This is a genomic window from Pseudomonas frederiksbergensis (assembly GCF_017114915.1).
GTDB lineage: Bacteria > Pseudomonadota > Gammaproteobacteria > Pseudomonadales > Pseudomonadaceae > Aquipseudomonas > Aquipseudomonas frederiksbergensis_I.
The window spans coordinates 1-11,464 of record NZ_JAAUOE010000070.1; the positions used below are offsets into that span (position 1 = coordinate 1).

Annotated in this window: 10 protein-coding genes; 8 read left to right on the forward strand and 2 right to left on the reverse strand. The window is 58.6% G+C overall.

All coding sequences use genetic code 11. The features are described 5' to 3' along the window. A partial coding sequence (locus HCU66_RS26095; RefSeq protein ID WP_205891258.1) for a hypothetical protein occupies window positions 1-235 on the forward strand: 235 nt, incomplete at its 5' end. A gap of 196 nt (window positions 236-431) precedes the next feature. On the opposite strand, the gene HCU66_RS27410 is transcribed toward HCU66_RS26095, so the two are convergent. Further along, on the reverse strand, window positions 432-1,061 hold the full coding sequence (locus HCU66_RS27410; protein WP_205891259.1) for an acyltransferase: 630 nt from the start codon (window positions 1,059-1,061) through the stop codon (window positions 432-434). 164 nt (window positions 1,062-1,225) lie between these two features. Next, the gene (locus HCU66_RS26105; protein WP_205891260.1) at window positions 1,226-2,161 is read right to left on the reverse strand and encodes a KpsF/GutQ family sugar-phosphate isomerase; all 936 of its coding nucleotides are present in this window, start codon (window positions 2,159-2,161) and stop codon (window positions 1,226-1,228) included. A gap of 268 nt (window positions 2,162-2,429) precedes the next feature. On the opposite strand from HCU66_RS26105, the gene HCU66_RS26110 reads away from it, so the two are divergent. From HCU66_RS26110 to HCU66_RS26140, 7 genes are all read left to right on the forward strand, one after another. Further along, window positions 2,430-3,491: a phosphotransferase family protein gene (locus tag HCU66_RS26110; RefSeq protein ID WP_205891261.1), complete on the forward strand. Its 1,062-nt coding sequence runs from the start codon at window positions 2,430-2,432 to the stop codon at window positions 3,489-3,491. A 232-nt stretch (window positions 3,492-3,723) separates the two neighbouring features. Beyond that, window positions 3,724-5,745, forward strand: coding sequence for a capsular polysaccharide biosynthesis protein (locus tag HCU66_RS26115; protein WP_205891262.1), 2,022 nt, complete (start codon window positions 3,724-3,726; stop codon window positions 5,743-5,745). A gap of 38 nt (window positions 5,746-5,783) precedes the next feature. Beyond that, the gene (locus tag HCU66_RS26120; RefSeq protein WP_420908079.1) at window positions 5,784-7,016 is read left to right on the forward strand and encodes a capsule biosynthesis protein; all 1,233 of its coding nucleotides are present in this window, start codon (window positions 5,784-5,786) and stop codon (window positions 7,014-7,016) included. Next, window positions 7,013-7,789 carry an SDR family NAD(P)-dependent oxidoreductase gene (locus HCU66_RS26125; RefSeq protein ID WP_205891264.1) on the forward strand — a complete coding sequence of 259 codons (777 nt, stop codon included), beginning with the start codon at window positions 7,013-7,015 and terminating at the stop codon, window positions 7,787-7,789. The genes HCU66_RS26120 and HCU66_RS26125 overlap by 4 nt, the downstream gene beginning before the upstream one ends. Further along, window positions 7,782-9,344 (forward strand): LTA synthase family protein, encoded by a 1,563-nt coding sequence (locus HCU66_RS26130; protein ID WP_338136471.1) that lies wholly within the window; start codon window positions 7,782-7,784, stop codon window positions 9,342-9,344. The genes HCU66_RS26125 and HCU66_RS26130 overlap by 8 nt, the downstream gene beginning before the upstream one ends. Beyond that, a complete protein-coding gene (locus HCU66_RS26135) occupies window positions 9,337-9,948 on the forward strand; it encodes a GNAT family N-acetyltransferase (protein WP_205891265.1) in 612 nt (203 codons plus the stop codon). The genes HCU66_RS26130 and HCU66_RS26135 overlap by 8 nt, the downstream gene beginning before the upstream one ends. A 71-nt stretch (window positions 9,949-10,019) precedes the next feature. Next, window positions 10,020-11,408: a capsular polysaccharide export protein, LipB/KpsS family gene (locus HCU66_RS26140; RefSeq protein WP_241015700.1), complete on the forward strand. Its 1,389-nt coding sequence runs from the start codon at window positions 10,020-10,022 to the stop codon at window positions 11,406-11,408. Window positions 11,409-11,464 lie beyond the last annotated feature (56 nt).

An 11,464-nucleotide genomic window follows, 5' to 3' on the forward strand; every position in this document is an offset into this window, starting at 1 on the left:
CGATAAAAAAACTACCACTACCACTGCTATTGCAACCAATACGCCGAGCAAGGCTCATCAAACAGAGAATGTCAGCCGCATTGAACAGCGACTGGTTCGATGGGTTGTTAGAAAAACCTCAAACGACCGAAAGTTCCGAAAATTTGAACTGACGCCTGCAAAATTCTTTAGTGACTCCAAGAGTCCGCACGTTCGACTGCTGGGGCGCCTATATCTAATCAGAGCAACTAACTAAAACGTAAAAAAACCAGCACATCGGCCATTACAGATAAAAATGTAATGTCCGATATGCCGGACTTTCCAAGCCATATCCCTCAACATTATTTCAAGCGATCAATCTCACACGGCCCCGCAATCAATCCCAAAAAAAACGTTGTAAACCACGGACAAGCATCATTAACGTTACCCTCTCACTAAAGGAGAGTTAACAATTAAGGCTCTAGTGATGTCTTCTTCAGACGGCGATCCCAAACAACACCCTCTCTCATTAGGCGCGCCGGCGCTCCAGCGTAAATTGAATGTGGCCTTGTAAGGCGCTTGCTGACGTAGGACCTTGCTCCAATCACACAGCCTTCCGGAATATTGGCCCCCTTCCCTAGTGTTGCACCTTCACCGATCCAGACATGCCGTCCTAAAATAACATCTTGCGGACCGTTCAAACGTTCGCCTCCGTGCAGATCGTATATAGGATGCTCATCAGAGGTGCGGACAAATATGCCACTGGAAAACATGCAATCCTCCCCGATCACGATACTTTTACCTTCCATGGCAAAAAGATGTGCTCCGACGAAAGTCGTACCAGCTCCAATCACCAACTTAGATTCAGCTTGACGCATATGTATCGCGCCCCTCAAATTGCATCCCACGCCTATCTCAAGGACATTATGGGCGCCAGAAAAAAGAATACTCATGTTACGGATAACTGTATTTTCACCTATCCGTAGCACGTGATCGTTACCCTCGACATGTATCCTGGCGGAGTGTTCAATTCGCGCAGCCGGGTGAATTTCAATGACATTTCTCTCGCCACTGTTGATAAAGTTTGGATGTTCGAAGGACACTTAAACCTCACAATGCGTAACAACGGAGTAATTTTATTATTTTCTACAACGCTTTTTTGCGACTAGCACCGAAAGCGTTTTTTTTACAACTCGCCATTTAGTAATACTTTACACAAGTAACAGGCACTCCATTGCTACAACCTATAGCAATCTCAAACGATTGCTCAATCAAATATCTCCACAACCCCCACAATCTCATCCCCCCCATCCGCCGTCACCGGCAACGCCCGAATCTTGTGATCCAGCATATAAGCCTCTGCCTCGGACAACTGCGCCGATGCCTTGACTGTATGCGGGTTCGGCGTAAGGAACGTCGCCACGGTTTCATTCACCACACCGGGGTTGTCCAGCAGTGCGCGGCGCAGGTCGCCGTCGGTGACGATGCCGATCAGTTTGTCTTGCTCCATCACCAGGGCCAGGCCGAGACGGCTGGAGGTCATGATCAGCAGGCAGTCGTGGAACGAGGTTTCACGGGAAACTTTAGGCAAACCGGTGTGCATGACGTCGCTGACGCGGGTCAGCAGTTTGCGACCGAGGCTGCCGCCGGGGTGGTAGCGAGCGAAGTCCATCGGCTTGAAGTCGAGGGCGCTGATCAGTGCGACCGCGAGGGCGTCGCCCATCGCCATGGTGGCCAGGGTCGAGGTGGTCGGTGCCAGGTTGTTCGGGCACACCTCGCGCTCGACGGAGATGTCCAGCCAGATGTCGGCGTGTTTGGCCAGGGTCGATTGGCCGTTGCCGGTCATGGCGATGATTTTGTTGCCGAAGGACTTCAGGCTCGGGATCAGCTTGATGACTTCTTCGGTTTCACCGCTGTAGGAAATCAGGATCAGCACGTCGATCGGCTTGAGCATGCCGAGGTCGCCGTGGAAGGCTTCAGCCGGATGCAGGAACAGGCTCGGGGTGCCGGTGGAGGCGAAGGTGGCAACCATTTTCTGGCCGATCAGCCCGGATTTACCCATGCCGCAGACCGCAGCGCGGCCCTTGCAACCGAGGATGAGTTCTACGGCACGCTGGAACTCGCCGTCGAGACGTTCTGCGAGTTGGCTGATGGCTTGCGCCTGGGCGCAGAGGGCGTCTTTGGCGATGGGGAGGTGATTCATGGGGAAACGATCGTTCCTTGATTTAAGTGGCGCGTATGTTAACGACTCAAAAGGCTGACGGAAACTAACGTTGCCATCATTCTGATGACCACTTGGGAAAAATCATCATTTTCCTTGTCGTCGGTGCCGCGAACATGGCAATGACCCGTTGGAATCCGTACTATCGCGGCCCTTCCGGGCGGCTGTTACACAGAGCAGGCAAGGACGCTGCGCCCCTCACATGTGTGTGTCAGGCCAGAAATCGGATGGTTGTTTACAGTTGGAACGCATGGGCACCGAATCGAATACCGAACTATCAATCAGCGGCAGGCATGCGTTCTGGTTAAGCCACGCCACCCTGGAAAAACGCTTGGGTTTTCTCTTGCCGGGGTATCGGGCGGATGGATTCAGCATCGCCACGACTGATTTGGCGTCCAACGCTTCTTTCGTCAATTACGTGCGCCACCACCGGCTGACCGACCTCGGCACCGGCGCAACACTGGATCTGGTCGAGAAATCGATTCGCAAAGTCGGGTTCATCACCAGCCTGGAGTCGCGTTTCTATCGTGAGCGGGATGTGCTGACCAACAGCGTTCACTTCAAGCACCCGGCGTGCCTGGGCGTTATCGAAACGCCCTGGGAAAGTCTGATTTTTACCGACTACGTTCAAGGGCGGGCACCGCGAATGGCGGCGATAGCCGTGAACGTGGCACGGGGGATCGCCGAAATCGAAGCCTTGTCCAGCCGGCACGTGCAACGGACTTCGCGGTGGCAGGCTCACAAGTTCTGGACGATGGATTTTTTTCGTCCCTGGTACCTGCTGCGGGCACGCTTCAATTTCCAGCGTTTTTTACCGTCTGTGGAAAAGCTGGCCGAACAGGATGAGCGATTCAGCGGCCTGGCCAATCGTCTGCGGGCCTTGAGCCCGACACTGCGCCGAGTGGCCGCAGCGGCCAGGGACAGCCAGCGCTGTTTTTGCCATATGGACTATTTGCGCAAGAATCTCTTTCTCTCGCCCCAGGGATTGCAATTGATCGACTGGAGCGAGGTCAAGGTGGGGCGTATCGGTTTCGATGGCGGTGCGTATCTGAGTGCGATCTTTCGGCGCAATGATTTACCGGGCTTTATCAAGGTCCGCGATGAGTTCTTGCAAGCCTACGCCGAGGCGCTGGATGAACGATTCGACCGGCAGAGCGCGATGCTCAACCTCAACTACATCTTCCTGCTGAATTCGCTGTGGCACTGCTTGCGGCCGGAGACGATTGCCGAGCACCAGAAAAAAGAAAAAATGGCGTCTTTGTGGGAAAAATATGACTACCTGCTGGCGCTTGCTCTTCCTGCCGAATCATAAATCTGCCCCGCAAAACCTTGTCAAGTGACGCAAAGCGCTATTCCAGCGCAGCCCGTTGTCCCCCCCTGATAAATCGCCTTTGGCTGTAGGATTTTTTCCTGTTTTTTCGTTATAAATTGTCAGCTTTGTATTATCATCGTGCCACCTATGGGAGAGCGTTCCCTGACGCGCTTCGGGATTTTTTGCGCGCCTCGCAACTGAGTGCGTCACGTTCGGATACCCGCTGTTTTTTATGGACAATAACCTCCTGAATCGCCCGTGCCTGTTGGCTCTGTCCAAAGGCGTTCAGCAAGTCACTACCCTGCCCGCTCTGTTGCCCGACTATCGATTGGTGTCGGGTACGACTCGTGACGTCGCTCAAGCCGATGTGTTGCTGGCATGGGGTCGCAAGCCAAGCGCACTGATCGCCCAGCGGGAAGCCCAAAAAGTCGGTCTGCCTGTGCTATCGGTAGAGGATGGTTTTTTGCGTTCGGTGGGCCTTGGAGCGGATGAGCCGCCGCTGTCATTGGTCGTCGATGATCTGGGCATCTATCACGATGCCGACACGCCGTCGCGGCTGGAAGTGCTGATCCCGACAACCTTGAGTGAGTCTCAGACGCTTAGAGCCCGGGCCTTGCAGGCGAGCTGGCGGCAAGAGCGGGTTTCCAAGTACAACAACGCCCGTATCGAACGTTGCGAGTTGCCGCAACCTTGCGTTTTGGTCGCCGACCAGACCAAGGGCGATGCCTCACTTCAGGGCGCCGGTGAGGCTGACTTCGAGCGCATGCTCCAGGCGGCACTCGATGCGCATCCTCACAGCACGGTGGTGGTGAAGGTTCATCCGGATGTGGTGGCGGGTCGCAAGCAGGGCCACTTTGATCTGGCAGCGTTGGGCAAACGGCCGCGGGTCCAGGTCATCAGCCGCAATGTTCATCCTGCCGAGTTATTGAGCGAAGTCGGGGCGGTGTACGTGATGACCTCGCAACTGGGCTTCGACGCTCTGTTGTGGGAAGTGCCGGTGTACACATTCGGCATGCCGTTTTATGCCGGCTGGGGATTGACCCGGGATGCATTGCCTGCGCCGATCCGTCGTCAGCCGGTCAGCCTTGAACAGTTGCTGCATGCGGCACTGGTTAGATACTCGCGTTATGTGGACCCCGAATCCGGTCAGGCCTGTGAACCCGAAGTGGTGCTGGCCTGGCTCGGCCTGCAACGGCGAATGCGCAGTCGCTTGCCGGAACAGCTGCACATGTTTGGGTTCTCCCGGTGGAAGCAGCCGTTGGTCACGGATTTTTTCAATGGTTCATCTATCCGTTTTGCCAACCGTCCCGGTCACTTGAAAAAAGCCGCGGCTGTTGTGACGTGGGGCTGCGGGCACGACTCGGCAATGGCCGCGCTTGCCCACGGCAGCCATGCCGGACGCGTTGAAGACGGGTTCCTGCGTTCAGTGGGCCTGGGCGCGAACAAGGTTCGCCCGCTGTCCTGGGTCTTCGACGATCTGGGCATTTACTACGACGCCACGCGCCCTTCACGCCTGGAGCACAACCTGCAAAACGATGCCTGCAGCCCTGCCCTGCTGGATCGGGCGGGTGCCCTGCGTGAAGCGATCTGTGCAGCCGGCGTCACCAAGTACAACCTCACCGGCACGCAGTGGAAGCGCCCTGCGGGTGTGAGCAAGGTCATTCTGGTGCCGGGCCAGGTTGAATCCGACGCCTCGATTCGGTACGGCGCTCACCGCATCCGCCGCAACCTCGACCTGTTGCGTGCCGTGCGTGAACGCCATCCCCAAGCCTGGCTGCTTTACAAACCGCATCCGGAAGTCGTGGCCGGTACCCGCAAGCGCGGCGAAGACGAAGAGCAGACTGCGCACTGGTGTAACCAAGTGGTGGGCGATGTGCCCTTCCACCAATTGCTGCTGGAAGTGGATGAGGTCCATGTACTGACTTCCCAATCCGGCTTCGAAGCCTTGCTGCGAGGGATACCGGTCACCACGTATGGCCAGCCGTTTTATGCCGGCTGGGGTTTGACCACCGATGAAGGCATGCACCCGGACGTCCAGGCGCGTCGCACCAGACGGCTGAGTCTCGACGAACTGGTGGCCGGCACCCTGATCAACTACCCGACTTATGTAAGCCGCATCACGCAAAAATTCACGACCCCTGAACGAACTCTATTGGAACTGCAGAACTGGCATGAAGCACCAGCTCAAGGAAGTAAGCCTAGATGGCAAGAAATGATTCAACGTTTTCTCCCTACCGCCTTGAGAACATCGTAAAAGAACAATTGAGCCCCGCGGGTGCGGCAAGGCGCTCCGTGTCGACCAAACCGCGCAACTCCTTTTTGTTCCTGCAAGGCGTCAGCTCACCCTTCTTTGCCCGTTTGGTTCAAGCCTTGCGTGCCGAAGGGCAGTGGGTCAAATCCGTCAGTTTCAACATGGGCGATACGCTGTACGGCGCGGGTTCGCGGGTGTTTTATTCGGCGCGGCCCGAGCAGCTCGAGGATTTCTACAGCCAGACCTTCAAGGCAAACGGCATCACCGACCTGGTGCTGTTCGGCGACCGTCGTCCCGTGCATCTGCCGGCCATTGCGCTGGCGAAACGCCTGGGCGTGCGGGTGCATGTGTTCGAAGAAGGGTACTTCCGGCCTTACTGGGTCACGCTGGAACGTGACGGGGTGAACAACCATTCGTTGTTGCCAAGGGATCCGCAATGGTATCGGGAAGTCGGCAAGTACATTCCGCGTTACCACAACGGTAATTCGTTCAAGCTGTCCTTCACCTCCCGGGCCTTCCACGATGTGATGTATCACGTCGGTGGCGCCCTGAACAAAATCTGCTTCCCCCACTACAAGACCCACGCGCCTTTCAACGCAGCGGTCGAATATGCCGGCTACATTCGCCAGGGCATTCGTCTGGCGAGCGCCAAGGGACGGGATGCATCGGTGATCAGTGAAGTGGCACGCAACCGTCACCCGACGTTCCTGCTGCCCCTGCAACTGGACAGTGACGCGCAGATCCGCGACCACTCCCAGTTCAACACCATGAAAGACGTGTTGAAACAGGTACTGGCCTCGTTTGCCCGTCATGCGCCCAGTGATGCGCGCCTGATCGTCAAGAACCATCCGCTGACGCCAGGCATCGTCAACTACCATCGCATCACCCTGCGCATTGCCGGCAAGTTCGGCATCGCCGATCGGGTGGACTTCCTCGAAAGCGGCCACATGCCGACGCTGTTGTCGCACGTGGTCGGGGTGATCACCGTGAACAGCACCGTGGGCGGTTCTTCGTTGATGCACAACGTGCCGACCATCGCCCTGAGCGACCCGATTTACGCCCTCAAAGGCTTGACCCATCAAGGCAGCCTCGACGATTTCTGGCACACGCCGGAGCCGCCTGACCCCACGCTGTTCCAGCGCTTTCGCAGCACCGTGATTCACACCACCCAAGTCAATGGCGGCTTTTATACGCGCTGCGGCATTGACATGGCCGTGAACAACTCGCTGGAAGTGCTGATGGCCAAAACCTCGAAAATAGAACAGTACTTATGACGCGGCACAAAAACCCACGCTGTATCCTGATTACCGGGGCCACGGGTGGCATCGGCGGTGCACTGGCACCGACCTATGCCGCGCCGGGCGTCACTCTGATCCTGCAGGGCCGGCGCACCGAGCGCCTGGAAGAAATGGCCGAGCAATGCCGCGCTGCCGGCGCCCGGGTCATCCTGCACGCGCTCGACGTCCAGGATCTGGTTGCGGTGCGCGAATGGATCAGCCAGATCAGTGAAACCGAGAAACCGGACCTGATCATCGTCGGTGCCGGGGTCAACACCGCCACCGGCCCTGACCTGGAAGATGAAGTCTGGGAACTGTCCCAGGCCTTGATCGAAGTGAACGTCATGGCGGCCATCGCGACCGTGCAGGCGGCTTTGCCGGCCATGCGCGCGCGAAAGCATGGCCAGATCGCGCTGTTCAGCTCCCTCGCCGGTTGGCGCGGGCTGCCCGTCACACCCAGCTACAGCGCCAGTAAAGCGGCGATAAAAGCTTATGGCGAAGCCATGCGCGACCTGGTCGCCGCCGACGGCGTGCGGATCAACGTGATCATGCCGGGCTATGTCGAGTCGAAAATGTGCTTCGAAATGCCTGGGCCCAAGCCACTGCTGTGGACCCCGGACAAAGCTGCCCAGCGGATACGTCGCGGGCTGGCGGCCGATCAGGCACGAATCAGCTTCCCCTTCCCCTTGAACCTCGGATGCTGGGCCTTGAGTGTTATTCCCCCGAGGATGTCGTCTGTGATTTTGCGATGGCTGGACTACAGTGCCTGATTTTCTGAACAGTACTTTCTGCTGGGTCATCCTCGGCGGATTTTTTCTTTCCTGCATCATCGAAACGATGCTGATCCCCAGGCCCGCCCTGCGCCGACCACTGCGCAGCTGGCTGCTCCACGCAGGGGCCTGGCTGTTCTCGGTGGCCCTGCTTTATGGCATGACCGGACGCCCGTATTTCAGCGCCGTGAATGTGCTGGCCCTGTGGCTGTTGATCGTGTTGGTGAGCAACTCGAAGTACCACTCATTGCGTGAACCCTTCGTCTGCGCGGACTTTGAATACTTCAGTGATGCCGTTCGCTATCCGCGCCTGTACCTGCCCTTTTTCGGCATCGGCAAGACGATTGTGTTGGCGCTGGCCTTTGTCGCCTACCTGGCCTGCGGACTGTATTTCGAAGCGGCCGCCACCGATGCACTATCGGTGGGTGCAATGGCGCTGGCCAGTGCTGTGGTGCTGCTGATCGCCGGTGGCTGGAAACCGCTGCAACCCAGCTACGACGCCAGCCTGGATCTGACCCGCTGGGGCCTGGCCGCCAGTTTGTGGACCTACTTTTGCGCCGCTCGGCGCAAGGTGCTCATTGACACGCTGCACTCGCCTTTTGCACTCGCCCCACAAACGGTTCACACCTCGCCTGACGCGGTCCTGCCGGATCTGGTCTCGGTGCAGAGCGAGTCGTTTTTCGATATTCGCAGGCTATGGCCCGGCATCCGCGCGCACGTGCTGAGCCATTACGATGTGCTGCGCGCAGAAGCAATGGCCCATGGTCGCCTGCAAGTAGCGGCCTGGGGAGCGAATACCGTGCGCACCGAGTTCGCCTTTCTGACGGGTATTGCGGGCGACCGGTTGGGCGTGCATCGCTTTAATCCTTATCGCCACCTGGCCCGCCAAGGGCTGCCAAGCATCGCCGTCGAGATGAAGCGCAAGGGTTACCGCACGGTGTGCATTCATCCTTATGCAGGCAGTTTCTACGGACGGGATCGCGTGTTGCCAGCGCTGGGCTTCGATGAGTTCATCGACATCCGCAGCTTCGATGATTCGCAAAAGGCCGGCCCTTTCATTGGCGATGCTGCCGTGGCGGACAAGATCATCGAATTGCTCGGTGACAGTGCTCGCACTCAACCCTTGTATATCCACGCTGTGACGATGGAGAACCATGGACCGCTGCACCTGGAAAACGTTGCTGCTCAGGAGCTGCCCATCTGGTTCGATCGTCCGCTGCTCGATGGTCTGCGTGACCTGGCGCCTTATCTGCGGCACTTGAGCAATGCCGACCAGATGCTCGGCCAGTTACGTCAGTACCTGCTGACCCACCCGACGCCGACCGGGTTGTGCTTCTTCGGCGACCACGTGCCTATTCTTCCGCACGTGTATGCCGCACTGGGTGCGCCGGATGGCGATACCGATTACTTCATCTGGTCCAACCAGGCGCCCGCCTCCAGCGCTCCAAAGGTGATGGGCGTTGAACAGCTGGCCAAGACCTTTGCCGAGCAGATCAGTCCAGGCCAGGCTTGCGCCAATGTAACCAGCCAGGTCCAGACCCGAATCCATGCCTGAAACCGCCACCGCCCCCCTGCTGATTGCCCTCGGTTCCAGCTTGCCGGAACCCGATGACTCGATTGCGCGGATGATCACCTCGGGCCGCGGCTCGCTTGCCTTCATTCTCGGCGATGAAGCGTGCCGCTATCGACTGCTGGCCAAGTCGATCAACTGGGACCGGATTCTGATTGCGTACCGCGATTGCAACGCGCTGGGCTATGCCGCCTTCAAGCACCATCGGCGCGGGCCGTTTTCCCCCGGCGTCAGGCCTTTTGTGCACGAATTCGGTCGGCTTCGGGGCACCCTGCGCTACCTGCTGTTCATGATTGCCGAATGCCGGGAGTGGTACTACGGGTTTTATCTGTATGGCTTGCGCGTTACCAGGCAAGCACGCCATCAGGGCATTGCCACTTCACTGTTGCGCGAGATTTTCGCTCTGGCCCGGCAATCCGGGCATGAGCGGGTAGAACTTGAGGTCCAGGTGAAAAATCTGCGTGCCCAGCGCCTCTACACACAGCAGGGATTCACCAGAGTCCGAACCACGCCGTTGAATTGGCTCGGCCGCCTGCTGCCCTTTCCAGCGGTGATGAACATGCGCCGCTCGCTGACATCCCACCCATGAGCTGCGACGAGATGAATCGATCGGTACCCGTTGTTGAATCACTGGTGGACGGTCCAGGCTGGATCGGCATCATGTCCCAGTGGGTAATGTGGCGGGTCTTTCACCTCCCCGAGTTTCTGGACCCCGAAGGCACACCTGCCTGGCTGTGGCGCCGAGGCCGGAATAAACCCAATGGACTCAAGGCGATTTCAGGGATCGGCTACAAGCGATCGTCCGACCATGCCCGGGTGCTGTGCAAGCGCTGGGCGATTCCTTACATTGCACTGGAGGACGGTTTCTTGCGCTCCTCTTCCCTCGGGGTCGAGGGCGATACGCCGATGTCGATGGTGGTCGATCCGATCGGCATCCACTACCTGGCGGATCGTCCGTCATTGCTGGAGAACATCCTCCAGCAACCGCAATTGCTGACGCCCCGGGAACTGTCCACGGCCGCGCAACTGATTGCCCTGATGCGCAGCAGCGGCATCGGCAAGTACAACAATGCACCCGACCTCAGCGACGACGATCCACTGGGGCGCCAGGTGCCGCTGATCCTGGTGGTGGATCAAACCTGGGGCGACTTCTCGATTCCGGGTGGCGGTCTGTGCGAAGCAGATTTCATTCGCATGCTCGATACGGCGCTGGCGGAAAACCCCGGCGCCGATGTTCGTGTGCGGATTCATCCGGACTGCCTGAGCGGGCACAAGAAAAGCTGTTTGCTGGAGGCAGCGACCGCGCGCGGCGTATCCCTGGAAAGTCGTCATGTGTCCTGGGCTTCGTTGGCGCGACGGGCCGCGCGGGTGTACATCGCCACCAGCCAGGCCGGGCTCGAAGCCTTGATTCAGGGCGTGCCGGTGACATGTTTCGGGTTGCCGTTCTACGCCGGCTGGGGACTGACCGACGACCGCTTGCCTATCCCCCGACGCCAGGCCCGGCCAACGTTGGAGCAACTGGTAGCCGCCGCCTACATTCGCTACTGCCGTTATGTGAACCCACTGACCGATCAGCGCTGCGACGTGCTGACCGTCGCCCGGCAACTGGCCCGGCAAAAACAACAGGACAGCCAATTCGCAGGCGCATTAACCGTGCTCGGCGTACCCCGGCGCCGGCAGCCGGCGATCCGCAGCTTGCTCAACAGCCGATGGGGCCGTGTGAAATTCGCCCACAACAGCGCCGACCTGATGGCGACAGTCGCGCGCGAAGACGGCAAGCTGTTGGTGTGGAGTGCCCATGAACCACACGATCTGTCATCGCGTGCCACCGCACAGGGTGTACCGCTGTGGCGCATCAGCCCGGGCAGCGCAACAGCCAGCTTGATCCTCAGGCGCAGCGACGGTGAGGAACAACAACTGGTGCAAGTGCGCGGCATGCCCTGCAGCCAACAGCAGGCGCTGGAGCACAGCGCACAACCCAATCCAGGCCTGCTCGACAACTGCCCGCGCTATCGGCAAGTGCGTCGCTACCTCAAAGGCATGCTCTAAAGCTTAATTGTTGAAAACGCCGAACCCGTAGGAGCCGGCTTGCCGGCGAAGGCGTG

Excerpts from the sequence above, each read along its gene's own strand:
- HCU66_RS26105 (WP_205891260.1), bottom strand. The coding sequence starts at position 2,161 with ATGAATCACCTCCCCATCGCCAAAGACGCCCTCTGCGCCCAGGCGCAA.
- HCU66_RS26110 (WP_205891261.1), top strand. The coding sequence starts at position 2,430 with ATGGGCACCGAATCGAATACCGAACTATCAATCAGCGGCAGGCATGCG.
- HCU66_RS26115 (WP_205891262.1), top strand. The coding sequence starts at position 3,724 with ATGGACAATAACCTCCTGAATCGCCCGTGCCTGTTGGCTCTGTCCAAA.
- HCU66_RS26125 (WP_205891264.1), top strand. The coding sequence starts at position 7,013 with ATGACGCGGCACAAAAACCCACGCTGTATCCTGATTACCGGGGCCACG.
- HCU66_RS26135 (WP_205891265.1), top strand. The coding sequence starts at position 9,337 with ATGCCTGAAACCGCCACCGCCCCCCTGCTGATTGCCCTCGGTTCCAGC.
- HCU66_RS26140 (WP_241015700.1), top strand. The coding sequence starts at position 10,020 with ATGTCCCAGTGGGTAATGTGGCGGGTCTTTCACCTCCCCGAGTTTCTG.